29 protein-coding genes, 1 tRNA gene and 2 pseudogenes are annotated in these 21,255 nt (G+C 68.6%); 7 read left to right on the forward strand and 25 right to left on the reverse strand.

Annotation, left to right across the window (positions count from 1 at the left end; all coding sequences use genetic code 11):
• Nucleotides 1–2 precede the first annotated feature (2 nt).
• Nucleotides 3–479: a MaoC family dehydratase gene (locus AB0B61_RS27470; RefSeq protein WP_358437377.1), complete on the forward strand. Its 477-nt coding sequence runs from the start codon at nt 3–5 to the stop codon at nt 477–479.
• Here AB0B61_RS27470 and AB0B61_RS27475 read toward each other — a convergent pair.
• The 7 genes from AB0B61_RS27475 to AB0B61_RS27505 are packed head-to-tail and all read right to left on the reverse strand — an operon-like array spanning nt 460 to nt 5,769.
• Nucleotides 460–693, reverse strand: coding sequence for a hypothetical protein (locus AB0B61_RS27475; protein ID WP_358437380.1), 234 nt, complete (start codon nt 691–693; stop codon nt 460–462). The genes AB0B61_RS27470 and AB0B61_RS27475 overlap by 20 nt on opposite strands.
• Complete coding sequence (locus AB0B61_RS27480; protein WP_358437383.1) at nt 690–2,267, reverse strand: radical SAM protein; 1,578 nt, start codon at nt 2,265–2,267, stop codon at nt 690–692. The genes AB0B61_RS27475 and AB0B61_RS27480 overlap by 4 nt, the downstream gene beginning before the upstream one ends.
• On the reverse strand, nt 2,264–2,995 hold the full coding sequence (locus AB0B61_RS27485) for a prolipoprotein diacylglyceryl transferase family protein (RefSeq protein ID WP_357957652.1): 732 nt from the start codon (nt 2,993–2,995) through the stop codon (nt 2,264–2,266). The genes AB0B61_RS27480 and AB0B61_RS27485 overlap by 4 nt, the downstream gene beginning before the upstream one ends.
• 1 nt (nt 2,996) lies before the next feature.
• A complete protein-coding gene (locus AB0B61_RS27490) occupies nt 2,997–3,497 on the reverse strand; it encodes a hypothetical protein (protein ID WP_358437385.1) in 501 nt (166 codons plus the stop codon).
• A gap of 31 nt (nt 3,498–3,528) precedes the next feature.
• A complete protein-coding gene (locus AB0B61_RS27495; RefSeq protein WP_358437388.1) occupies nt 3,529–3,837 on the reverse strand; it encodes a hypothetical protein in 309 nt (102 codons plus the stop codon).
• A 16-nt stretch (nt 3,838–3,853) separates the two neighbouring features.
• On the reverse strand, nt 3,854–4,480 hold the full coding sequence (locus AB0B61_RS27500) for a response regulator transcription factor (RefSeq protein WP_358437390.1): 627 nt from the start codon (nt 4,478–4,480) through the stop codon (nt 3,854–3,856).
• Nucleotides 4,477–5,769, reverse strand: a complete 1,293-nt coding sequence (locus AB0B61_RS27505) for a histidine kinase (RefSeq protein WP_358437393.1) — start codon at nt 5,767–5,769, stop codon at nt 4,477–4,479. The genes AB0B61_RS27500 and AB0B61_RS27505 overlap by 4 nt, the downstream gene beginning before the upstream one ends.
• A 116-nt stretch (nt 5,770–5,885) precedes the next feature.
• Between AB0B61_RS27505 and AB0B61_RS27510 the strand changes: the two genes are divergently transcribed.
• Nucleotides 5,886–6,440, forward strand: a complete 555-nt coding sequence (locus AB0B61_RS27510; RefSeq protein WP_358437396.1) for a hypothetical protein — start codon at nt 5,886–5,888, stop codon at nt 6,438–6,440.
• Nucleotides 6,441–6,497: 57 nt separating this feature from the next.
• Nucleotides 6,498–6,570 (forward strand) — tRNA-Arg (locus AB0B61_RS27515).
• A 94-nt stretch (nt 6,571–6,664) separates the two neighbouring features.
• On the opposite strand, the gene AB0B61_RS27520 is transcribed toward AB0B61_RS27515, so the two are convergent.
• The 17 genes and pseudogenes from AB0B61_RS27520 to AB0B61_RS27600 all read right to left on the reverse strand — a co-directional run bounded on the left by AB0B61_RS27520 (nt 6,665) and on the right by AB0B61_RS27600 (nt 18,322).
• Nucleotides 6,665–6,841, reverse strand: a complete 177-nt coding sequence (locus AB0B61_RS27520; protein ID WP_358437398.1) for a ribbon-helix-helix domain-containing protein — start codon at nt 6,839–6,841, stop codon at nt 6,665–6,667.
• Nucleotides 6,842–6,911: 70 nt separating this feature from the next.
• Nucleotides 6,912–7,214, reverse strand: a complete 303-nt coding sequence (locus tag AB0B61_RS27525) for a tyrosine-type recombinase/integrase (RefSeq protein ID WP_358437829.1) — start codon at nt 7,212–7,214, stop codon at nt 6,912–6,914.
• A 611-nt stretch (nt 7,215–7,825) separates the two neighbouring features.
• Nucleotides 7,826–8,275, reverse strand: coding sequence for a DUF1931 family protein (locus AB0B61_RS27530; protein ID WP_358437401.1), 450 nt, complete (start codon nt 8,273–8,275; stop codon nt 7,826–7,828).
• A gap of 5 nt (nt 8,276–8,280) precedes the next feature.
• A complete protein-coding gene (locus AB0B61_RS27535) occupies nt 8,281–9,936 on the reverse strand; it encodes an FAD-dependent oxidoreductase (RefSeq protein ID WP_358437404.1) in 1,656 nt (551 codons plus the stop codon).
• Nucleotides 9,933–10,367, reverse strand: coding sequence for a thioredoxin (gene trxA, locus AB0B61_RS27540; RefSeq protein WP_358437406.1), 435 nt, complete (start codon nt 10,365–10,367; stop codon nt 9,933–9,935). Before trxA ends, AB0B61_RS27535 begins: the two co-directional genes overlap by 4 nt.
• 72 nt (nt 10,368–10,439) lie before the next feature.
• Nucleotides 10,440–10,532, reverse strand: a pseudogene (locus AB0B61_RS27545) (Hsp70 family protein); the annotation flags it as partial.
• A 95-nt stretch (nt 10,533–10,627) separates the two neighbouring features.
• On the reverse strand, nt 10,628–13,120 hold the full coding sequence (locus tag AB0B61_RS27550) for a LuxR C-terminal-related transcriptional regulator (protein WP_358437409.1): 2,493 nt from the start codon (nt 13,118–13,120) through the stop codon (nt 10,628–10,630).
• A 349-nt stretch (nt 13,121–13,469) separates the two neighbouring features.
• Nucleotides 13,470–14,240 (reverse strand): SigB/SigF/SigG family RNA polymerase sigma factor, encoded by a 771-nt coding sequence (locus AB0B61_RS27555; RefSeq protein ID WP_358437411.1) that lies wholly within the window; start codon nt 14,238–14,240, stop codon nt 13,470–13,472.
• 118 nt (nt 14,241–14,358) lie between these two features.
• Entirely contained in the window at nt 14,359–14,856 is a 498-nt protein-coding gene (locus AB0B61_RS27560) for a hypothetical protein (protein WP_358437414.1), read from the reverse strand.
• A gap of 6 nt (nt 14,857–14,862) precedes the next feature.
• On the reverse strand, nt 14,863–15,462 hold the full coding sequence (locus tag AB0B61_RS27565) for a hypothetical protein (RefSeq protein ID WP_358437416.1): 600 nt from the start codon (nt 15,460–15,462) through the stop codon (nt 14,863–14,865).
• A gap of 210 nt (nt 15,463–15,672) precedes the next feature.
• A complete protein-coding gene (locus AB0B61_RS27570) occupies nt 15,673–15,975 on the reverse strand; it encodes a hypothetical protein (protein ID WP_358437419.1) in 303 nt (100 codons plus the stop codon).
• A 55-nt stretch (nt 15,976–16,030) separates the two neighbouring features.
• Nucleotides 16,031–16,327, reverse strand: a complete 297-nt coding sequence (locus tag AB0B61_RS27575) for a GlsB/YeaQ/YmgE family stress response membrane protein (RefSeq protein WP_358437421.1) — start codon at nt 16,325–16,327, stop codon at nt 16,031–16,033.
• A gap of 233 nt (nt 16,328–16,560) precedes the next feature.
• A complete protein-coding gene (locus tag AB0B61_RS27580) occupies nt 16,561–17,040 on the reverse strand; it encodes a LysR substrate-binding domain-containing protein (RefSeq protein WP_358437424.1) in 480 nt (159 codons plus the stop codon).
• A 5-nt stretch (nt 17,041–17,045) separates the two neighbouring features.
• Nucleotides 17,046–17,168 (reverse strand): annotated as a pseudogene (locus AB0B61_RS27585) (LysR family transcriptional regulator); the annotation flags it as partial.
• An 88-nt stretch (nt 17,169–17,256) separates the two neighbouring features.
• Complete coding sequence (locus tag AB0B61_RS27590; RefSeq protein WP_358437426.1) at nt 17,257–17,469, reverse strand: hypothetical protein; 213 nt, start codon at nt 17,467–17,469, stop codon at nt 17,257–17,259.
• Nucleotides 17,470–17,601: 132 nt separating this feature from the next.
• Complete coding sequence (locus tag AB0B61_RS27595; RefSeq protein WP_358437429.1) at nt 17,602–17,775, reverse strand: CsbD family protein; 174 nt, start codon at nt 17,773–17,775, stop codon at nt 17,602–17,604.
• A 235-nt stretch (nt 17,776–18,010) separates the two neighbouring features.
• Complete coding sequence (locus AB0B61_RS27600; RefSeq protein WP_358437431.1) at nt 18,011–18,322, reverse strand: UBP-type zinc finger domain-containing protein; 312 nt, start codon at nt 18,320–18,322, stop codon at nt 18,011–18,013.
• 447 nt (nt 18,323–18,769) lie between these two features.
• Between AB0B61_RS27600 and AB0B61_RS27605 the strand changes: the two genes are divergently transcribed.
• The 4 genes from AB0B61_RS27605 (at nt 18,770) to AB0B61_RS27620 (ending at nt 20,942) form a co-directional block, all read left to right on the forward strand.
• Complete coding sequence (locus AB0B61_RS27605; protein ID WP_358437434.1) at nt 18,770–19,003, forward strand: hypothetical protein; 234 nt, start codon at nt 18,770–18,772, stop codon at nt 19,001–19,003.
• Nucleotides 18,970–19,194, forward strand: coding sequence for an STAS domain-containing protein (locus AB0B61_RS27610; RefSeq protein WP_358437437.1), 225 nt, complete (start codon nt 18,970–18,972; stop codon nt 19,192–19,194). The genes AB0B61_RS27605 and AB0B61_RS27610 overlap by 34 nt, the downstream gene beginning before the upstream one ends.
• 165 nt (nt 19,195–19,359) lie before the next feature.
• Entirely contained in the window at nt 19,360–19,755 is a 396-nt protein-coding gene (locus AB0B61_RS27615) for an STAS domain-containing protein (protein WP_358437440.1), read from the forward strand.
• A gap of 74 nt (nt 19,756–19,829) precedes the next feature.
• Nucleotides 19,830–20,942 (forward strand): protein kinase, encoded by a 1,113-nt coding sequence (locus tag AB0B61_RS27620; RefSeq protein ID WP_358437443.1) that lies wholly within the window; start codon nt 19,830–19,832, stop codon nt 20,940–20,942.
• Between the two features lie 87 nt (nt 20,943–21,029).
• On the opposite strand, the gene AB0B61_RS27625 is transcribed toward AB0B61_RS27620, so the two are convergent.
• Nucleotides 21,030–21,242, reverse strand: a complete 213-nt coding sequence (locus tag AB0B61_RS27625; protein WP_358437446.1) for a three-helix bundle dimerization domain-containing protein — start codon at nt 21,240–21,242, stop codon at nt 21,030–21,032.
• Nucleotides 21,243–21,255 lie beyond the last annotated feature (13 nt).

Genomic DNA, 21,255 nt, shown 5'->3' on the forward strand with positions numbered 1-21,255 from the left:
CCATGCGGACCTTCGCGAACGTACAGGAACTCAAGGCGGCCGTCGGCGAGAAGTTCGGCCCGACCGAGTGGCGCACAGTCACTCAGGAGCAGGTCAATCTCTTCGCCGACGCGACCGACGACCACCAGTGGATCCACATCGACGTGGAGAGGGCCAAGGAAGGACCGTTCGGCGGCACGATCGCGCACGGCTACCTGAGCCTGTCGCTGCTGCCGTCGTTCATGATGGAGCTGGTACGCGTCGAGAGCATCCAGATGGGCGTCAACTACGGCCTGAACAAGGTGCGTTTCCCCAGGCCGGTGCCGGTGGGCGCGCGGGTCAGGGCGCTGGGGGAGCTGAGCGACGTCAAGGGCACGCCCGCCGGCTACCTGGCCAACCTGAAGATGACGATCGAGGTCGAGGGCGAGAAGCGCCCGGCCTGCATCGCCGAGACGCTCAGCCTGTACATCCCCGTGGAGCTCACAGCAGGGAGTGGATGATCGCCGCCGCCGCGACGAGCGCCAGTAACCCGAGATAGGCCAGGACGAGCCGGGTGTCCTTGAGCAAGCATTTGCTACGGGTCAGCCCGGCCCGCCACGCCTTCCAGTACCCGGCGAACCCGAGGACCGCGAACCCCAGCACCGCCCACGGCCCCAGCAGCCAGGCCAGCAGCGCGACGGTCGCGTACACGCACAACCGGAGCGGATCCTTCACCTGATCACCTTGAGCTGGGATGCGGTCGCGGCCGGTCGTTGCCCCGAGAGCTGGGATGTGGCGGCGACCGCCGACAGCCGTTGTCCCGAGAGCTGGGGCCACGCCTGAACCGCGCAGAACGGCGCGCACTGGTCCTGCTCGGCCCGCGTGCCGACGTGCACGCAGCACTGCGTGAGCCGCTCCTCGATCATGGTTGATATGTCCATGAACGGCTTGACCGTCACCCGCACCACCCGCTCGCCGAGCAGTTTGCGAAGCCTCTTCCGCCGGCCGGGCAGTGCCGAGGAGGCCAGCATGAGCAGTGTGGACACGCCGAGGTCGCAGTTCTCGCAGATGTCGCGCCACAGGTCGCCGATCTGCGGGTGTGACAACGACGACTGCTCCGACAGCAGTCCGAGCAGCGATTCCTGTACGGCCATCCGCAGCTCGCGGGGGATCTCGGTATCGGCGATGCGATTGGAGACCAGGCCCAGGTTCGCCTTGAGCCGGTCATGGCCGATCAGCGCGACCAGCGAACGCCACTGCCGCGAGTCGTCGCGGATCAGGTAGCCGACCGAGCAGCAGTGCGGGTGTGAGCAGGGCAGCGCGGTGAGGTCGCGCCAGGTCACCAGGCCGTCGGTCTGCGGGCCGAGCCGCTTGAGCACGCCGGTGTGGGTGAGGCGGTTCATCGGGTCGATCGGCCCCGACCTGCCCGAGCCGAACTGCGGCTGCAGCGACACCCCGCCGACGAACGGCGTGTCGAGCGCCAGCCGTACGACGTCGCCGATCTCCCCGTCGTTGACGTTCAGTGCGGCGGTCATTACCAGCGTGGTGAAGATCTCCCGCTCCGACAGCCGTTGTACGGCCTGCGCCTTGAGCTGTCTGAGGTCACCGCCCCGGTGGTGCTTCGACGCCTCGGCCGAACCGCCGTCGTACTGGAGGTAGACCTCCACCCGCTCGCGGTGCTCGGTGAGCAGGTCGAGCAGGGCGTCGTCCCGGGCGATGAGGACGCCGTTGGTGTTGATCAGGATGCGGGTGACAGGGCGCTGGTGGAGCTCGGCGAGCAGTTGGGCGAGCTCGGGGTGAAGGGTGGGCTCGCCGCCGCTCAGCATGAGGACGTCGAGCTTGCCGTTCTCGCGGGACAGGCGCTGGTCGACGTTCGCCAGGATGTCGGTGATGGGGACGATGCCGGTCAGATCGGGGGAGCTGTCGGCGAAGCAGGTGGGGCAGCGCAGGTTGCAGGCTTCGACGATGTCTTCGAGCAGGATGCAGGTGTGCTGGGTCTGCATCTCGGGCAGCCCTTGGAGGTAGGCCGCGGGGATGGGGTCGAAATTCCCCGAAATATCCGGCATGTGGAGCTTTGTGGGAGCGGTCCACTCTTCCAGATAGGTCAGGATTTCTGGGTCTTCGTCGTACAAAGTCCTGATCAGTCCGTGTTCGCGGCAGCCGCGCTCCAGCCACACGCGCTCGTCGCGGACGGTCAGGTAGCCGCTCAGCCGTTCGACCCGCTCCAGGTCCTGGCCGTGGCAGTGGGGACAGAAGGCGTTGACGTACCTGAGGATGCGGTCACCCCGCAGGCCCATTCCGGTGCTCATGTCATGACCTTCCGCTTGAAGAGGGGATCGTAGTGGCCGCGCCGCCAGCCGTAGCGCAGCCTCAGGGCGAGCAGCAGCAGGCCGGGGATCAGGAACCACTGCGGCCTGGTGAGCTCGAGCCAGACGGTCTCGTTGGCGCGGGTGAACTCGACGAGGAAGCGGAAGACGGCGTACGCGGCCAGGTACAGCGTGAACAGCTCGCCCGGCTCGGTGAGCCGCCTGCGCGCCCAGAGCAGCGCGGCGAACACGGCGAGCTGGAAGACGATCTCATAGACGAACGACGGGTGCATGGCCTGGCCACTCAGGCAGCCGGGGCACTCGGGCGTCGTCGGGGGAGCGTGTACGCCCCAGGGCAACTCGGTCGGACGGCCCGGCGCCTCGGTCAGATGGCAGCCGATCCGGCCCACCGCCATGCCCAGCGCCACCGCCGGGGCGAACAGGTCGCCGGTCCGCTGCTTGTAGCCGATGATCCTCTTGGCGATCAGTACGCCAATGTAGGCGCCGGTCAAGCCCCCGAGGATGCTCCGCGAGCCGTACAGCCAGAGGTCGGAGAGGTTCAGCGTCTCCAGCCAGCCCGCCAGTCGCATGCCGATCGCCCCGCCCACCAGCGCACCGGTCACGGCCACCAGCGACTGCTCGTTGAGCGCGCCGCGGCGGCGGGCCTCGTGCACGAAGACCACGGACGCGACGAGCACTCCCAGGCCGACGAAGATCTCGTGGAGCGGCATGTCAGGCGTACAGGTCCGGGCTGATGCCGGTGCAGATCCCGGCGGACAGGATCGACCACAACGCCCAGCCGACAAGGAACCCCAGGCCCAGACCGGTGGCCCACGGCTTGCGCAGGAACTGCAGCCCCGCCCCGGCCCCGAGACCGAAGAGGGCGAGGAAGATCGTGCAGGAGATGATGATGGGGTAGTTAGTGCCGTTCTGGTCGAGGGTGCTGACGAAGATCAGGATGCCGAGGATGGCGTTGACGATGCTGTAGGCGACCAGCCCCGCGAACGCTAGTCCGACGATCAGCCCGACGGACCTGCCCTTGGGCCTGCTGTTGGACCTGCCGTTAGGCGGCGGCTTTGGCCCGCCGGGGGACGGCGGGATGCTGATCTGCCCGGACGGTGGGGAAGCGGATTGTCCGGGAGACGGGTCGCCGCTCCCCTCCACCCGCGTCGGGGTGCTCCCTCCCTGAGGAGGCAGCCCCTCGTCACGATCGCCCGGTGCGGGCCCGGTCATGTGAACATGCCCGGATCCGGCGTTGGCCCGGTCATGCGTACATGCCCGGATTCAGTCCCGTGCAATAGCCGGCCGAGACGATGGAGGCGAGCGCCCACCCGATCATCAGCCCCAGCCCCAGCCCCAGCGCCCACGGCTTACGCAGCACCACGAGCACGATCCCCGCGCCGAGCCCGACCACGGCCAGGAACCCCGCGGCGACCCCGATCGCGACCGTCGACGCCATGCTCACCACGATGAGTCCGACGATCACATTGAGGATCCAGTAACCAAAGGCCCCGGCGAAGGCCAGGCCAACGATCAAGCCCGTCGGCCGTGGCGGCGGGGGAGGAGGAGACATGGTCACGACCTTCAGACTAGCGGGGGCCTTCTGAGTAATAAATCGCCGCTTGGACCCGGCTTTTGAGACCCAGCTTGTTCAACACCCGGCTCACATGCGTCTTCGTGGTCGCCTCAGCCATGTCGAGCTCCCTGGCGATATCCGCATTGGACAGCCCGCGACCGATCCCGGCCAACACCTCTTGCTCACGCGGCGTCAGCCCCTCCACCTGCTGTTCCTTGCGTACCGGCTGCTCGGCGAAGGCGGAGATCAACCGCCGCGTGACCGTAGGCGAGATCAGCCCATCCCCCCTGGCCACCAGCCGGACAGCCGCGACCAGCGACTCCGCGTCGGTGTTCTTCAACAGGAACCCGGCCGCCCCCGCCCGCAACGCCCCGAACACATACTCATCCACATCGAACGTCGTCAAGATCAACACATCGGCCACCCCGGCGAGCTCCCTGGTCGCCGAGATGCCATCGAGCTTCGGCATCCGCACATCCATCAACACCACGTCGGGCCGGGTCTCGCGGGCCAACTCCACCGCCTGCTCCCCATCGGCCGCCTCCCCGACGACCTCGATGTCCTGGGCCCCACCGAGAATCAGCACCAGCCCCGCCCTGACAGCCGCATGATCGTCCGCGACCAGCACTTTGATCGTCATCCCGCCTCCCACTGCCCCTTCCCGTCCTTCGGCATGGGCAGCACGGCCTTGACCCGCCACAAACCCCCGTCCACCCCGGCCTCGAACGACCCGCCGACCAACACGGCCCGCTCCCTCATCCCCACCAGCCCCGCCCCAGCCCCGGGAACCAGTCCGGCCCCAGCCCCGGGAACCAGTCCGGCCCCAGCCCCGGGAACCAGTCCGGCCCCAGCGCCGGGAAGGCTCTCCGTCTCCGGAACCTCTCTCGCCCCGAGAAGCCGAGCCGTACGTCCGTCATCCACAGGGTTACCCACAGACTTATCCACAGGGTTGTCCACAGCCACCGTCACTTGCCCCGACTCATAAACGACCTTGACCACAGCCGCCCGCCCCCCATGCTTGAGCGCATTGGTCAGCGCCTCCTGCAAGATCCGGTATCCAGCCAAATCCACCGCCGGAGACAGCTCCCGCGGCTCCCCCTCGACACGGAAATCAGCCGCCATCCCCGCCCGCCGCGACCGTTCGACCAGACTCTCCGCGTCAGCCAGCCGTGGCCGGGTGGCTTCGGCCTCATCCCCCTCCTGCCGCAACAGTCCGATCATGGTCCGCATCTCGGCCAGACCTTTCAGACTGTTCTCCCGAACAGACTCGATGATCTTCCGTACGGCCACGGCGTCCAGATCCGTACGCGACAACGCCCCCGTCGACTGGATAGCGATCGCGCTGAAGTGGTTGGCGATCATGTCGTGCAGTTCCCGAGCCATCCGCGTACGCTCCGTCGCGATGGCCGCCTGCCGATCAAGCTCGGCCAGCCGCACCACCTGCTCCGCCCTGGCCCTCTCGGCCACGGCCTGCTCACGGTGCTGGCGTAACACCATCGCCGTGGTCACAGGCGTCACCAGCACGAGCCCCGCCTGAATCCCGTTGACCGCCAGCGGACGCCAGTCACCCGACAGGACCCCCGTCACACCCCCGGCCAACACCGCCAGCACAGTGGCGGCCCCCAGCAGCCACCGCGAGAACCACGCCGGCCCGTACAACGCCGCCGCATACACGTTGTCCGTAAATATCAGGACAGTCGGCAACGACGGCCCCACAACCAGATCAACACCGATCCCCACGGTCCCCAGGGCCAGCCCCACCAACGGCGCCCGCTGCCGTACCACCACCCCCAGGCACACGAACGCCAGGGGCATCGCGAGCCACCCCTCGGGCACCTCGCGATGAGTGTAGGCTCCGCCCACGATCAGGAGCAGGCCCCCGACGAAGGCCAGCCCGGCCCACGACGCCTCGCGTTGCATGCCCCCCATCCCACCACCGTCCAGACCCGGCTCCCTCCTTCGAGGGTCTGCCTGTGGATAAACACTTCGATGTATCCACAGGCTCGTCTTCACTGACGATGCGCCGGCCGGAGGAGCCCCCAAGGATGGGAAGCGTGATTGTCGCCATCCTGATCGGCTGCGAAATCGGCTTCTGGCTCCTGCTCGGACTCGGCCTCGCGAGCCGCTACCTCTGGAACCGCCACCGACTCAGCACCGCGCTCCTCATCTGCGTACCGCTCCTGGACGTGATCCTCCTGGCGGCAGCCGTCATGGACATGCGCGGCGGCGCCACGGCCGACCTGAGGCACGGCATAGCGGCCGCGTACCTGGCGTACTCCATCGTCTTCGGCCACAGCACGATCCGCTGGGCCGACGCCAAGTTCCGCCACCGCTTCGCCGACGGCCCACCTCCCTGGAAGCCACCCGAGGGCGGCATGGCCCGCGCCCGCTACGAGTGGATCTTCTGGCTCCGCATCGTCCTCGCGTACGCCATCGCCTGCGCCCTCTTGCTCGCCCTGATCTGGCTCGTCAACGAACCATCCCGCACGGGCGCACTGATCGATTTCATGTACGGCATGCTGAAGGTGCCGCTGATCGCCCTGCTCTGGCCCCTGAGCTACACCCTTTGGCCGAAGAAGGTGGAATCTAGTGGGGCGTGAGGGCGGTATCTGGTTCGAGGCACGGCTCCAGACCCGCTATGCTGGCTTACGCAGCGAGCGGCCGTAGCTCAATGGATAGAGCATCTGACTACGGATCAGAAGGTTGGGGTTTCGAGTACCTCCGGCCGCACACAGCATCACCAGGGAGTTCCTTGATCTCAAGGGACTCCCTGAGTCGTTTCCAGGGGCCGACTGTAGCCACGGCTGTAGCAACGCCCATTTGTTCACTGAGGTTCGCCCCCGTTCGTGGTCGTCTCGTCACTGGGTAGATTCCGCGCGATGTACTCGTCCACGGCCTTCGAGACGAGCCAGGACCGGCTTCGGTCCTGGCGTCTGCCGATCGCGTCGAGCCCCGCCTTCTGCGCGTCCGTCAGCCGGATGCTTGTCGGTTCCTTCGCCACCACAAGATCGTAATACATGTGACTACATTCGACTACATCGTGCCCTGTGGCGGTGGTCACAGGTACGCGCTCACTGGGCGAGCCGCCCGAACCGGGACAGCGCTCCGTCCATGGAATCGGCCGCGCGCCGCTGTACCTCCTCGGTGAGGTGGGTGTAGATCTCCGAGGTGATGGCGAGTCGGCTGTGGCGCAGCGTGCCCTGGATGGTCTTCATGTCGACGCCCTGCCCATGTAGCCACGTCGCCGCGGTGTGCCGGAGATCGTGAATCCTCACCCGCTTGCCGCCCGGCCGCGCGATGCCGACCTCGTCGCACAGGCTTCGCCCGTGCTCGATGACGGCCGTCCCGCGAGCCCCAGGCCGCGATCGACGCAGCCTTGTGGATCACCGGAATCGACGAGCACCCGCCACACGGCTCTGCGCGTGTTCTGCTGGATCTGGACAGAGCCGATGCTTGCGGAGAGAGGGGTGTGGCGCTTCTCGAACATCCAGAACGCGTGGGCCCCATGCCGGAGCACGCCACGGCCAAAAATCTGATGAGCCTGGCCACCCACGCAGCAGCCTCGCGCTACTTCACCGAGGATCAGGCCCGCGCCATGTGCGCGGCTGTCGCGCGGCTCACACGTCCGGTTATTTCGACCCCGCGTCGGTGGTTGTCATGTCGGCGCTCAACACGGCTCGCGCCGGCGGCGACGTGCGCGTCGGCCTGGACGTCCTGCTCAGTGTGCTCGGCTCCTTCGCTGAGCGCAACGGCTGCTTTCCGAGGACGAGATTCTTGCTCGCGAGCTCGACTATGTCCGCGTCCTGGACGAATTCGGCCGCGAACTCGGTCACCCCGTCTCCGATGATGTCTTCACCGTCGATCTGCGGGTTGCCTCCAATCCGGGCCGATGAGGCCAGCCGTCGGCGACGGCGACACCGGCGAGCTGGCACGACAGCACGCGCCCCTGCGGAGGGTGTCCGCCGCTCGCCGCTCCGCGTCATGGTCACAGGAGCAGGCCGAACAGCCGGGTCATGCGCTCCCAGTGCTCGCTGGAGGGGTTCTTGAGGTCGGGTTCGACGATCTTGAACGCCTGGGCGAGCGCCATGGACAGCCCGCCCGCCACGGCCGGCAGCCGGGCCTCGGCGTCCACGCTGAGCGACAGGTCGAGCGGCGGCAGCGCGGTGAGCTGCTCCAGGATCGGCGTCAGGTCCAGCTCCTCGTCCAAGTCGCGGAAGTCGTGCATGTTCTCCTGCAGGCCCTTGGTGATGGGCAGGTCCCATGGCTGGATGATGTCGCGCCTGTTCTCCTTGGCCGCGGCTTCGGCGACGACGAGCATGTCGTACAGCTTGCGGTTGACGAAGTCGTTGAAGCGCTTGAGGTCGTTCTTGTCCACGTTGAGTCCCGCGGCGGCGCGGAAGAAGCGCTCGAACCTGGAGTGTGCCATGACCGGCATGTGGATCACCGTCTTCTCTGTCGATTTTCTGTGGTGGTGAACCTCTCGTGCACCAGGCGTACGGCCATGGCGCCCTCTCCTACCGCGGAGGCGACCCGCTTGACCGATCCGCTGCGGACGTCGCCCACAGCGAAGACGCCCAGGTGGTCGGTCTCCAGGGGAAGCAGCGCATTCCAGGTGGTGGATTGTCCCGTGATGATGAAGCCGCGGTCGTCGAGCGGCACGGCGCCCTCCAGCCACTTGGTGTGTGGGTCGGCGCCGATGAAGACGAACATCGCCCTGGTGGCGATCTCCAGGGACTTCCCCGTGCGCCGGTTGTGGACGCGGACGCCGGTCAGCGTGCCGTCGCCGATGAGCCGGCGTACCTCGGTGTTGAGCATGATCTCGATGCCGGGCGTGCGGTCGAGCTCGTCGGCGAGGTAGTGGGACATGCTCGCGCGCACGTCGTCGCCGCGTACGATCACGCGCACCGACGAGGCATTCCTGGCCAGGTAGAGTGCCGCCTGACCGGCGGAGTTGCCGCCGCCGACGATGACCACCGGCGAGTCGCTGCACATGCGCAGCTCGAAGGGCGTCGCCGCGTAGTAGACGCCGGATCCCTCGTACTTCTCCAGCTCGGGGACGTCGAGCTTCCGGTAGCGGGCGCCGGTGGCGATGATCACGCCGTGGCCCTTGATGGTGTTGCCGTCCTCGACGAGGACGCTGTAGAAGCCGTCGTCCGGCTGCAGGCCGGTCGCCTCGGCCGGGACGGTCAGCGCAGCGCCGAACTTCCGCGCCTGGATGACGGCGCGCTCGGCGAGCTCGGCGCCCGAGATGCCGGAGGGGAAGCCGAGGTAGTTCTCGATGCGGGAGGAGGTGCTGGCCTGGCCGCCCGCGGCCACGGCGTCGAGTACGACGGTCGTCAGCCCTTCCGAGGCCCCGTACACGGCGGCGGCCAGGCCGGCCGGGCCGGCGCCCACGACGACCAGGTCGCAGACGCCGTCGCCGGGCACCGGGGCGGGCAGGCCGATCGCCTTCGCCAGCTCGGCGACGGTCGGGTTGCGCAGGACCTTGTCGCCGCGCCAGATCACGACCGGGGTGTCCTCGGGCGGGATACGCAGCTCGCGCAGCAGCGCGTCCGCCTCCTCGTCCTCCTCCAGGTCGATCCACCGGTGCGGCACCCTGTTGCGGGCGGCGAACTCGCGCAGCCGCCGGCAGTCCGCCGAATAGCGGGAGCCGATGATGCGGAAGCCGGTGCCCAGCCCGATCAGCAGGGACCGCCGGGCCAGGTAGGCCCGCAGGATGAGGTCGCCGAGCGCCTGGTCGTGCGCCACGAGCGCGCGCACCTCGTCGGCCGGGACGGCCAGCACCTCGCCTGGCTCCTGGACGACGGCGGTCAGGAATGCCGCCTGGCCGGTGAGCAGGCTGAGCTCGCCGAGGAAGCGGCCCGGGCCTTGGACGGCGATCGTCTTCTCGTCCGGGCCGCAGCCGTGCCCCTCGACCATGGCCACCTTGCCGCTCAGCACGACGATGAACTCCGTGGTGGGCTCCCCTTCCCTGAACAGGACGTCGCCGAGCGAGACGGCCCGGCGCTCGCCGTGGGGCGAGAGCTCGGCGAGCTGCGCCTCGCTCAGCCGGGGGAAGGCGCCGTATAGATCCGGCGTCTCGGGAACCGGCGTCATGTGCGCGCCCTGACCGCGTCCTCGACCCATCGGCGCAGCTCGTGGGCGGGCGAGGCGCCCGCCCGCTGGGCGACGACCTCGCCGTGGACCATCATCATGAGCGTCGGAATGTGCTTGATCGTGAAGCGCTCGGACAGGCGGGGCGACCGGTCCACGTCGACTTTGACGAGTTTGACGCGGCCGGCCAGGTCCTGGGAGATCTGTTCGAGTGCGGGCGTGACCATTCGGCACGGCCCGCACCAGTCCGCCCAGAAGTCGACGATGACCGGCAGCGCCGATCGCTCGGCGACCTCGGCGAACGTGTCGTCGCCCGCCTCGGCGATCCACGGCAGCGGCCGGTGGCAGTTCCCGCACTGGGGCACGCCGTCGGCCGCGGCCGGGACCCTGTTCCGTTTGCCGCAGTTCGAGCAGGCGACGGTGGTCGAGATCATGTCAGCTCCCTGGTCCGGCGAAGGTGACGCTCAGCTCGCCGTGGTCGACGTCCACCGTCACGGTCGAGCCGTCGGGGACGTACGGGCGCCCTCTGCGTTTGGTATCACCGTCGGATGTCCGTCCTCCGTGGCGGCGATCACCGAGTTGGTCGTGCCGAGGTCGATGCCGACTGCCTTCGCTGTGGCTCACACCGTTTTCCAGGCTTTCCCTGGCGCTCCGGGGTCACATCCCCCATGCGTGTAGTTCTGCGGCAAATCCCTCAGTCGTCGGTGTCGTCCCGCCCCCGGACGATCACGAGGCGGGTCAGCTCGACGCGGGAGTTGATCTGCAGCTTGGAGTAGACGTGCCGCAGGTGGAAGGCGACTGTGTGCGCGCTGATGAACATCTGCTCCGCCACCTCCCGGTTGGACCACCCGTCGGCGACCAGGAGCGAGACGTTGAGCTCGGTCTCGGTGAGGCTGTCCCAGCCGCAGACTGGCCGGTCGGCGTAGCTCCAGTGGCGGTGGCGCACGCCCATGGCGCGCAGCCGCTTGCGGACGCGGGCCGAATCCCGGACGGATCCGATCTCGTGGTAGATCGCGAGCGCGCGGTCGAGCCTTCCCACCGCGTCATCGTGCCGCCCGTCGGCGGCCAGCAGGACGCCGAGGTCCTCCGTGGCGGAGGCCTGCCCCCACACGTCGTCGGAGCGCCCGGCGGCCCGGGCCAGCGCCTCGCGGTCGCCGTCGAGCAGGCCGCGCGCGTGCGCGGAGGACGCGGTCAGGGCGAGCACATCCGGGTTGACGGAGTCCAGTTCCTCCGCAGTGGCGACGACCGTCTTGGCCATCTCGCGGGCGTCCACGGCGAGGGCGACGCGGACCAGCCAGGCGCTCGCGGTGGGGTTGACGGCGAGCGTCGAGCGTTGCCGTTCGAGCAGGCCGGCCAGCAGGGGCATCGTCTTCAGCGGCCCATCGCTCGCCTCGATGACCTGGGCCGTCAGCAGGGCGTGGCCGGGCGAGTCGCCGTCCAGGCCGGCCACGTGCCGGGCGGCCGCCCGCAGGTCGCCGCGCCGCAGCGTGACCGTGGCCAGGACGGCGGTGGCCACCGCGGCGGGCAGGGGCGTGGCCCGGTCCGCGGCAAGGCTCAGCGCCCGCTCGGCCTCGCTCGCGGCGCTGTCCAGCCGCCCTTCGAGCAGCTCGGAGCGCGCCACGAGAGCGGAGACGTCGGCCTCCCAGGCGAGGTGGCCGCGGGCGCACATGTCCTCGCGAGCGTCCTCGACGAGCAGCCGCGCCTCGTCCAGGCGGTGGATGTCGATGAGCATCGCGGCGGAGGCCAGCCGGGATTCGTACGGATGCACGGCCGACACGTCCGCCCCGGTCAGCCGCCTGGCTTCGGCGGCCAGCGCCAGCGCGTCGGACAGGCGGCCCTCGTCCCGCTCCGCCTCCGCCAGCGCGATCAGGGCCGCCGCCGTGAGCGCCGCGCCGTGCCGGGAGCCCGCCTCGACGACCTCGTGCGCGTACGCGCGAACGGACGCCCCGTCGCTGCGCAGGCGCGTCATGGTGTAGAGGCGCACAAGCAGCGCCCGGTCGCGCACGTGGCCGGGAAGGTCGGGCACGGCCAGCGCCGTCTCGGCCTCCCGCATGGCCTCCTCGAGGCTGCCGGTCAGGCACATGACGTCCGAAAGCACGCCTCGCAGCTCGGCCACACTGTGCGTCGAAGCGTGCGCGAAGGAGTGCTCGGCCAGGCCGCCGCGGACCAGCTGCTCGGCCTCCCGCAGCCGCCCCTCCACTATCGCGGTGTCGATGACCGCTACCAGGTCGACTTGGCCCAGCAGCGCCTGCCGTACGGGCGGCGGGACCCGCTCGACGACGATGAGCCTGACCAGCTCATGGCGGAAGGTGAGGTCGTGCGCGGTAGCGGCCAGGATGCCCGCCGCCATGGACTCCTCCACCGCGGGCAGCAGCGCGGCCGGTTTCGTGCCGAGCAGAGCTGCGGCCTGCTCGGGGTCGAACGACCGGCCGATCACGGCGGCCGTCTCCACCAGGTTCCTGGCGGCCGTGCTCAGGCCGTCGATCCAGTGCCGCACCACTCTGGTGAACCGGTCGGGGACGCGCAGGGCGGCGCCGTCGAGGACCTGGCCTTCGTCGCATAGGCCGGCGAGCTCGATGATCAGCAGCGGGTTGCCGCCCGCGGCGTCCACCAGGGCCAGCGTCGCCGGTCCCGGCGCGACCCCGAGCGTGTCGGTGGCCAGGGCGACGGCCGCGGCCGGGGACAGCGGCGAGAGCCGCACCCGGTCGGCCCCGTGGCGCTCCAGCAGGTCGAACAGGGAAGCGGACTGGTCCTGTTCGTCGGCGGTCGAGCGGCTCAGCAGCCAGCCGATCGGCCGGGGTTCGAGCAGGCCGTGGAGGGTGCGCAGGGCGACCAGCGTCGCCGGGTCGGCCCACTGCAGGTCGTCGAGCACGGCCAGGACCGGCGCCGTGGCCCGTTCCTCAAAGCCCGTTCGCAACGCTTCCAGCGTCCGCGCCCGCGAGCCCGGGTCGAGCCGCAGGTCCAGGGTCTCGAACAGGATGCCGCACGGCACCAGCTCGCCCAGCTCCTCCGGCGCGCCCCGGAGCACAGCGATGCCGCGCTCGCCGGCGGCGGCGGCGGTCTCGTCGAGCAGCCGGGTCTTGCCGGTCCCCGGCGCTCCGTCCACCAGCAGGGTCGCGGCCTTGCCCGCCTGAACGGCGTCGAGCAGGCCGCCCACGTCATGCCATTCCAGTTCGCGTCCCCGCATGTCAGACCGCCTCCCCGACGGGGAACGGTGAAGCCCATGCTCCTGGGGATCTTTCACGCCACTACACGTCTCGGGGATGTGGCCGGGGAGCAGCCGGGAGGAGTGTCGAGGTGATGCCCGGAAAGGAGTCGGCGAAATGGTAGAAACCGGCTACCCGCCGTTCAACCGGACAGTGGACAAGACCAACCGCGTCCTGCACGAGATCGAGGAGGCCTGCGGCTCGCCGCACGCCACGAACCCGCCCCGGGCCGGCCATTCAAGCCAGCGGCTTGAGGCCGGCTGGCGGCCCGCGAACTTGACCCCGTCCTTCACCGTCATCACAGACCTTCAGATGCGGTTAATCGGTCGGTTAGTCGGTCAGTGCCTTGCGTAGCTGGCCCAGGACGTTGCGCAGAATGCGGGAGATGTGCATTTGGGAGAGTCCGAACTCAGCGGCGATCTCGGCTTGGGTCTGGTTGCCATGGAAGCGCAGCAGCAGGATGTGCTTCTCGCGCGTGGGCAGGGCGTCGATGAGCGCCTTGACGGACTGCCTGCCGATGACGGTGTCCAGTGATTCGTCGTTCTGTGGCAGGAAGTCGCCCAGGCTGGCGGAGTCGCCGTCGTTGTGGATGGGGGCATCCAGCGACAGGGTGCGGTAGGCGGCCAAGGCGTCCATCGTCAGCAGGACGTCTTCCTGTGAGAGGCCCATTTCGGCCGCCAGTTCGGCGACGGTAGGCGGGCGGCCCAGGCTCTGGCTGAGGTCGGCGGACAACTTGTTCAGCCTCGAGCGGCGTTCCTGGTAGACGCGGGGAACCCTGATGGCCCACGCACGGTCCCGGAAATGGCGTTTGACCTCGCCCGCCATGGTGACGGCCGCGTAGCGGCGAAAGTCGTGCCCGAGCTTGGCGTCGAACCCGTTGATGGCCTTGACCATGCCGACGTAGGCGGACTGCAGGAGGTCTTCCACGGGTTCGCCCCGGTTGCGGTAGCGGCGCGCGAGGGATTTGGCCATCCAGGCGTGCGTCTCGACCAGCCGCTCGCGCAGCCGTACCTTGTGCGCTTCCGAGGTCTGCGGCAGGACCATTTCGATCAGGAGCTCTTCGGCGGTCATCTGTTCCAGGCCAGTGTCCAGGACGGTCATCCTTTTCCTTTCCGGTGCCTTGCAGACGCCCGGCGGTCCGCCGGTGGACAAGGGCGGCCAAGATCGGCGGGATGTGGAGGACGGCCGGGCAAGCGTTCCCCGCACCAGCGGGACGGGGTTACCGTGTCGCGCCGTCACGGTCGGGGGCGTCGGCGAGTGGCAGCAACCGGTGCAGGGTGTCGCGGTAGGAGCGCAGGGCCATTCTCAGCTGCTCGGTGTCGTTGTGGCCGGAGTTCTTCCACAGGTCCTGCAGCTCACGGATGCGGCTTTCCAGGGCTTGATGGACTGAGGCCATCACTTCGTCCAGGAGCGAGTCGGCGCGTTGCACCGCATCGCGGGGATCGTCGACGAAGGACGTCTGAAGGTCGCGCCAGCGGTCATGGACACCGGCCGGGTCGCTGTCGAGCAGAGACGCCGCTGGTGCCGGCGATGTGGGCAGGGCGGGCGGTGGCTGGGCCGACAGGTCGAAGACGAGCTTGTCAGATGGTGTCGTCGGCGGGGCATCGTCAGCGCTGTCGTGTTCCAGAGCGGGGACGGGTACGGGCCGGAGCGGCGGCATGTCGGCGGATTCGTCGGGGCGGTCATCAAGGCGTTCGTGGTCGTTGCGGATGTCCATATCGAGTCACCTTTGCTGGGAGTCGTCCTGGAGTGCCGGTAGCTCGTGACGGGCTTCGGCGGGTTGACGGTGGTGCTCGTCGCCGTTGTCGAGGAGGTCCTCGAACAGGACGCGGTAGTGCACCATGGCCTGCCGCAGGTCCTCGGTGGAGGCCTCGCCGGGGGCGGCGCGCCCGCTGATCTCGTGGGCCTGGCGGTAGTGGTGCAGGGTACGGCCGTGCGCCACCGACAGGTCCAACAGCTGCTGCTCGAAGTCTTCGGTGGGATATCCGCGCTCGGCCATGGCGGCCGTGACCAGTTTGTCGGCCTCCGTGACGGCGGGACCTGGTGCGTCGACGAACCGTTCCTGGAGGTTGGTCCATTGTTCGGCATAAGTCTGCCGGGACTCGGGGGTAAGCGGCGTGATGTCGAGCGTGGCGACCCGCTTCTCTCGGGCACGCAACTCCTGCTCGGCCTCGCCCCGGTTGTCCCGATCATTGATGAGGCGTTCGTATTCGGGGCCGAAACGCTGGCGAAGGCGTTGCCGGCGCTGGCGCAGCACAACGAAGCCGATGGCCAATATCAGGACCACAGCCAGAGCGACGGCCAACCAGGTCATGGTGGACATGTCATCCTCCTGAAGATGTCGATCTCTTCGCGCGCCCCGGCAAGGACGGGTCAAAGGCAGTGAGTTGGACACGGGTTGATGGGCGGCAGAGGCACGCCGAGACCGGTGTGCCGACCGGTCCTGACGGCACATACCGGCCGCCGCCGCACAGGCGGACCGCACGGCTTCAGACCGGATACGGTCACCCGGATGGCCTTGGCGCTTCCCTTTTCACAGGCGACGATCGTCCGGGGTCGCCCTGCGAGTGCCACCCCGTCTGCCGTCATAGTCAGGAGGGTCCACCAGGGTGGGTGGCGGCCGGTCGTCGATGACGTCCTGTTGGCTGCGGACGGTCGACTGGCTCCCGCGTGATCTGTTGCGCAGCAGCAGAGGCAGCATGAGACCGACGGCGCCGCCGAGCATCAAGATGACACCTACGATGCGCAGGTCGAAGCCGCCCGCCGAGCCGCCCGCCAAGGCGAAGGTGAAGATGGCGCCGAAGACGATGGCCGCGATGGCTGCGGCGATGGGCATCACACATCACCCCTGCCGCGGCAGGCGCCTGAGCTGCGGGGTGAGTTGGGCGGGGTCATCGGCGGCCGGCCCAGCGACCCGAACGCCGACCCGAACGCCGACCGGTGATCAGGTTGTAGCCGAGCAGCAGGACTGCCGCGCCGACGATGGCGCAGACCCAGGTGGACAGGTTGAAGAAGCCCTGGATGCCGGCGACGTGGAACACCTGCGTGGCCACGAAGCCGCCCAGCAGCGCCCCAGCGATGCCGAGCGCGAGGGTGATGATCAGTCCTTGCGAGTCTTTACCGGGGACCAGCATTCTGGCCACCAGCCCGGCGACCAGTCCGAGGATGATCCAAGCGATGATGCCCATGACCGAACTCCCTTTGGCGGTGCATCGATGTCTGCACGGGATCGGTCTTCCGGACCGGTCGAAGCAGGGGCCGGCCGTCGCAGGATTGTCGGCGCCGACGGTCGTACTCGTTCGCCCCGAGCCAACACCCCCGCGTACGGGGCGGAAACAGGCGATCCGGAAAGGACCCATCTCCAGAACCGATCAGCAGGAGAAGGGGCTCCGTGGCGCGACCGGCATTGAAACCCGGCGCATTACACCGGCTCATCTCTGCGGCTGGTGGCTGTCGGAGCATCTTCGCCGGGTATCGGTTCGGTGGGCCGGGCGACGGATTGCAGCCAGCCGAGCCGCTGGGCGAGTTGCCGGGCGCTGTCGATGACGGCGGCGATGTGAGGCGAGGAGTTGGCGTTGTGCCACAACAGTGACCAGGGATAGTGCGTGACGGGTTCGGTCAGGGGCCGCCAGGTGGTGCCCGGCCGGTTGGAGGTGTGGGAGGAGGAGGGGATGCAGTACACGCAGCGGTGCTGGAGGACGAGGTCGGCGGCGGCCCGGGTGCTCTCCACGGTCCCCTTGTAGATGGTGGGTGCGAAACCTGCCGAGCGGCACAACTCGATGACGAGCTGGTTGAGCTCGGGTGTCTGCCCTTCCTCGCCGAGCAGCAGTAACTCGTCGGCCAGGGCAGCGACGGGTACGGCGTCCAGGCCGACGAAGCGGTGGTCGTCGGGCACCAGCACGCCGAGCGCTCCAGCCGCTGCACCTGCTGGCTCAGCGCGGACTGCACGATGTGCTCCCGGGCCGCCGCCCGGCCGAAATGCAGTTCCTCGGCAAGCGTCACGAAATAGCGCAGTTGGCGCAGCTCCATGGCCGCCACCCCTTTTCGACCGGGCGGCACCGATGTAGGCCATCTTTCCTGCACTTCAGATCCTCGCGAGCCTTGGGCAGCCCTGACGCTACTTGCTGGGCTTGGGCGTCTGGCAGGCGATCTTCGGGTTCATACCGAGATAGTTGAGCGGGCCGGCCACGATCGTCACGGCGATCGTGGCCACCTGGTTGCAGTTCTCGACCGGTCCTGTGTAGTAGCCGCGTTGGGCCGCCGCGACGGCACCGGCGATCAGCCACAGGACCAGCACTATCGAGGCGAAGCGCATCGCTTCTGTCTCCATCCTTGTCATTGCGCGGGGAGTGTCGGAGGCGATGAGGGGAACGGCGAGTCCCACGAACTCATCGTGGGTGCGGCGGAGTCCGGGCGGGACCGGTTCGCGGCCTGAACCCACCGGGCTCGCCGACAAGGGGAGTCAGCGTTTGAAGGCGTCCTTGACCTTCCTGCCGGCCTGCTTCAGGTTGCCCACAACCCGATCGGTCTTGCCCGCGGCCTGCAGGCGCTGGTTGCCGGTGGCGCGGCCCAAACGCTGCCTAGCCCAGCCTTTGACGGCCTGCGCCTTATCTCTGATCTTTCTACCAAGGCCCATCGTGATTTTCCTTCACCGCCCCGTTCGGCCACCACCCAGGCAGACCATTGATCCGCCCGCCCGTCAGCCATGACCTCGTGCAGGCGGACACTCACCGCGCTCAGGCGGCTTGGATTCTCAGTGTCCTTCCTGGTCTGTGGTGGGAAACGAGCCATGATGAGGTCGGTTATCACTGGAATCGATGAGCGTACGTCGGGGTCGGGTCACGACCGGTGCCGTGCCGGGAAGATGCTGCTCACACGATCCGTTCGTGGACGTAACACCAGCGCCAGGTTGTTTCAGGCTCCAGCGCCCCGACCACCGGATGATCGGTCTCCCGGTAGTGCTCCCTGGCATGCCCGCCCGGCGAATCGTCGGAACAGGCCACCCAACCGCACGTCAGGCACACTAGCAGGCGTGTCCAGGACAGGCCGAGAACCAGGCATCCTGCGCACTGCGGCGATCCTTGCTCAGCTCCCGGAGCTATATCAAGATGCTCGCACCGTGGCGCCTGACCGTTCAGGCTGCCGCGTGCGCTCACCTCCATGCCATCGATCTTCAGGGTCATGACGACCCTCCTCGGGCGACAGCCGGCACGAGGTGTGCCGACTGATCGCCTTCAGTAGACCCGATCGGCTCACCAGCGGAAACGCGCAATCGCAGCAAGCCCCATCACCAGCCGCGATCGCCAGTCGGAGCATCCTTCCCGAACCCGAACCCGAACCCGAACGCGAACCCGAACGCGAAGCCGAACCCGAGGAACCCCGGGCCCTGGGGCGGGAGATCGGCACTCCTCGGGGTGAGGCCCCGCCACCCTCACCGACCAGCACCTGGCCGGTGATCGCCGCTGGTGATAAGCCTGGCTGACATCGGGGGTTTCCGCTCCGGCGAGACTGCTAGATGATCAGGGCACTGCACCGTACGACACCGCTCACGCTGGCACCCTCGCAACGTGTTCACGCCGCCTCGACCTCGCGGCCCTCTTGTCACCCGTACTCTCCTGTAGGAGCCCGGCATGAGCACCAAGGACGCCGCCAGCGCCCCCGCTTCCGTGATCGCCGCCCTGGTCGAACGACTCGTGACCGCGCTCACCCCCGTCAGGGCCGCCCCCATCACGGCCACCGACCAGCTCCTGCGCGTCATCCCGCTTGCCGATCGTGCGGGCCTGGGGGTCGAGGGCGAGCTCGACCACTCCACCCTGCCCGCCTCGGTTCGATGGCGAGCGGCCGCGGCTTCTGCGTCGACCTGAGCGGCCTGACGTTCATCGACGTCGGCGGACTGCGCGCCCTGGTCAGCGCCGCCGCCGCTCTGCACGACGGCGGCGGCGACCATGTTCTGACGCTGCGGTCGGCGCCCCCACATGTACGACGCCTGCTCCAGCTCACCGGCTGGTACCAGACGCCCGGCCTCCACTTGCAGGCACAGACGCACCCCGGCTAACTCTCCAAGCTCAGCTCACTCATGAGCTCACCGGCCCCGTGGGATGCCCCGACGTTGTGCCGCCGACCACCTGCGCAGCACGGTCACCGACCTCATTCGACCTCATCGCGAAGCCCTATCGCCGCGAGGCCCGCATCCTGTGATGCCCCCGATCGGAGAAACCCCATGACCACCCTCCACTCCCGCCTCGGGGCAGGTCTGTGGCTCATCCCTGCCTCCGCCACCATCGTTCGCCTGCGCGGCGAGCTCGACCTCGCCACTCGCGAGGCGGTGCGCGAACGCCTGCTGCGCGCCCTGCGACACAGCGCCGGCCTGCTCATCCTCGACCTGTCCGGGGTGTCGTTCTGCGACGCCGCCGGGCTGAGCGTCCTTGTCGGCGTCCAACGCCAGGCCAGATCCCTGGACATCGCCCTCGGCCTGGCCGCGCCCCGCCCGCACCTGGCAAAGGTGCTGCGCCTCACCGGCCGGGACCGCAGCTTCCCGATGTACAGCACCAACCCCGGCACGGGTACGGGCGAGGTCTGGGTCAGGGTCGGGTCCGGCCCTGCGGCAGCGCGCTAAGACTTCGTGTGCCTATGTCTGTTCTCCCAGCCGACAGCGGAACGACCGCTCGGCCTCGCCCTGATCTACCCGCCGTGGCAACAACCGGGCTGGCCCGGCTACGCCATCAGGTGGTGCGCGAAGCCCAGATCGAGGCCGCCGCGATCATCGCTCAGGCCCGCTCCGACGCCGAGCAGATCATCACCTCAGCGCAGATCATCGCCTCGGCCAAGCTGCAGCGTGCGCGCGGCCAGCACCTGCCGCGGCGGAGGAGGAGCCAGGCGGGCCAGGCCACGCAGCCGGCGCCCGCACCCCTCGACGGCCCCGCGCCGATCATGGTGCTCAACGACCGCTGGCGCATCTACGCCCCCTTGAACGCCGACGCCAGCGCCATGGCCGCCCTGTACAAGGCCTACGAACTCGCCGACTCCGCCACCACCGTCGTGGCCAAGGTGTTCCACCAGGCCAACAGCGACTCTCAGCGGTTCCGCGCCTTCCTGCGGGAAGTACGCGGCATGCGCCTGCACAACCCGCACATTGGGCAGATCATCGACTCCGGCCAGGATCGCAGATCCCAAGCGGTCTACCTCATCTCCCCCCTCTACCAACCGGGCAGCCTCAACCTCCACCTCCAGCAGCGGGCAGGCGCCGGCGTCTCGCTGCCGTGGGGCCTGCAGGTCCTGGATCAGGTGCTGGCCGGGCTGCAGGCCGCCGCTCTGAGCAACATCATCCACTTGGACATCAAGCCGCAGAACATCGTGCTGGACGGCTCCACCAACATCAGGATCATCGACTGGGGCATGTCCCAGCTGCACCAGGCCGGCAAGAGCGTCTCCACAGTGTCCCCCGGCGGCACCAAATGGTTCGCCAGCCCCGAGCAGCTCGGCGCCACCGACGCCGCCCCCAGCGGCCTGTCCGACCTGTACGGCGTCGGCGCCCTGGCCTACTGGCTACTGACCGGCCTGGCACCCCTGCGACGCGAGATCGAAACCGCCATCGGCACCGACGCCGGTGCTGATCTGCTGCAGGTCCGCCACCTGATGCAAGCCGGCACCCGGCCCGAACGCGCCGATCACCTCACCCCGAACGTCCCCGAACACCTCGGCCGGCTTATCGACCAGTGGCTCAGCTACACCCCCACCGACCGCATCCCGCACGGGATGGACCCCACCGCTGCGCTCGGCTGGGCGCGCAGGGCCTTGGGCTGACAACGCCCGTATCCGCATCCCAGCGGGAGGCGTTGACGGGAAGTGCCCGGCCACCTGGCTTTCCTCGGGCGTGCAGAGACATCAGCGCTAGGAGGCGGACCGGCGCAGGTCTTCTTTGGCGATTCGCTCGACGAAGATCGGAACGAAGTCACGGATTGGCCGCCCATCGAAACGGTGGTGGGCCACCACCACCGCAGAACGTACCCGTTCAGCCGAATGGCTGCGGGCGAAGGCTCCGGCCAACCGTGCCTTCAGTTCATCCACCGCCAGGTGTTCACGTTCGGCGACATCAATGTCCATGTATTCTCCCACC

Origin of the sequence: Nonomuraea sp. NPDC049158 (assembly GCF_040648335.1) — a bacterium.
GTDB lineage: Bacteria > Actinomycetota > Actinomycetes > Streptosporangiales > Streptosporangiaceae > Nonomuraea.

Excerpts from the sequence above, each read along its gene's own strand:
- AB0B61_RS27470 (WP_358437377.1), top strand. The coding sequence starts at position 3 with ATGCGGACCTTCGCGAACGTACAGGAACTCAAGGCGGCCGTCGGCGAG.
- AB0B61_RS27480 (WP_358437383.1), bottom strand. The coding sequence starts at position 2,267 with ATGAGCACCGGAATGGGCCTGCGGGGTGACCGCATCCTCAGGTACGTC.
- AB0B61_RS27485 (WP_357957652.1), bottom strand. The coding sequence starts at position 2,995 with ATGCCGCTCCACGAGATCTTCGTCGGCCTGGGAGTGCTCGTCGCGTCC.
- AB0B61_RS27490 (WP_358437385.1), bottom strand. The coding sequence starts at position 3,497 with ATGACCGGGCCCGCACCGGGCGATCGTGACGAGGGGCTGCCTCCTCAG.
- AB0B61_RS27495 (WP_358437388.1), bottom strand. The coding sequence starts at position 3,837 with ATGTCTCCTCCTCCCCCGCCGCCACGGCCGACGGGCTTGATCGTTGGC.
- AB0B61_RS27500 (WP_358437390.1), bottom strand. The coding sequence starts at position 4,480 with ATGACGATCAAAGTGCTGGTCGCGGACGATCATGCGGCTGTCAGGGCG.
- AB0B61_RS27505 (WP_358437393.1), bottom strand. The coding sequence starts at position 5,769 with ATGGGGGGCATGCAACGCGAGGCGTCGTGGGCCGGGCTGGCCTTCGTC.
- AB0B61_RS27510 (WP_358437396.1), top strand. The coding sequence starts at position 5,886 with ATGGGAAGCGTGATTGTCGCCATCCTGATCGGCTGCGAAATCGGCTTC.
- AB0B61_RS27530 (WP_358437401.1), bottom strand. The coding sequence starts at position 8,275 with ATGCCGGTCATGGCACACTCCAGGTTCGAGCGCTTCTTCCGCGCCGCC.
- AB0B61_RS27535 (WP_358437404.1), bottom strand. The coding sequence starts at position 9,936 with ATGACGCCGGTTCCCGAGACGCCGGATCTATACGGCGCCTTCCCCCGG.
- trxA (WP_358437406.1), bottom strand. The coding sequence starts at position 10,367 with ATGATCTCGACCACCGTCGCCTGCTCGAACTGCGGCAAACGGAACAGG.
- AB0B61_RS27550 (WP_358437409.1), bottom strand. The coding sequence starts at position 13,120 with ATGCGGGGACGCGAACTGGAATGGCATGACGTGGGCGGCCTGCTCGAC.
- AB0B61_RS27555 (WP_358437411.1), bottom strand. The coding sequence starts at position 14,240 with ATGACCGTCCTGGACACTGGCCTGGAACAGATGACCGCCGAAGAGCTC.
- AB0B61_RS27560 (WP_358437414.1), bottom strand. The coding sequence starts at position 14,856 with ATGGACATCCGCAACGACCACGAACGCCTTGATGACCGCCCCGACGAA.
- AB0B61_RS27565 (WP_358437416.1), bottom strand. The coding sequence starts at position 15,462 with ATGTCCACCATGACCTGGTTGGCCGTCGCTCTGGCTGTGGTCCTGATA.
- AB0B61_RS27570 (WP_358437419.1), bottom strand. The coding sequence starts at position 15,975 with ATGCCCATCGCCGCAGCCATCGCGGCCATCGTCTTCGGCGCCATCTTC.
- AB0B61_RS27575 (WP_358437421.1), bottom strand. The coding sequence starts at position 16,327 with ATGGGCATCATCGCTTGGATCATCCTCGGACTGGTCGCCGGGCTGGTG.
- AB0B61_RS27590 (WP_358437426.1), bottom strand. The coding sequence starts at position 17,469 with ATGGAGACAGAAGCGATGCGCTTCGCCTCGATAGTGCTGGTCCTGTGG.
- AB0B61_RS27595 (WP_358437429.1), bottom strand. The coding sequence starts at position 17,775 with ATGGGCCTTGGTAGAAAGATCAGAGATAAGGCGCAGGCCGTCAAAGGC.
- AB0B61_RS27600 (WP_358437431.1), bottom strand. The coding sequence starts at position 18,322 with ATGACCCTGAAGATCGATGGCATGGAGGTGAGCGCACGCGGCAGCCTG.
- AB0B61_RS27605 (WP_358437434.1), top strand. The coding sequence starts at position 18,770 with ATGAGCACCAAGGACGCCGCCAGCGCCCCCGCTTCCGTGATCGCCGCC.
- AB0B61_RS27610 (WP_358437437.1), top strand. The coding sequence starts at position 18,970 with ATGGCGAGCGGCCGCGGCTTCTGCGTCGACCTGAGCGGCCTGACGTTC.
- AB0B61_RS27615 (WP_358437440.1), top strand. The coding sequence starts at position 19,360 with ATGACCACCCTCCACTCCCGCCTCGGGGCAGGTCTGTGGCTCATCCCT.
- AB0B61_RS27625 (WP_358437446.1), bottom strand. The coding sequence starts at position 21,242 with ATGGACATTGATGTCGCCGAACGTGAACACCTGGCGGTGGATGAACTG.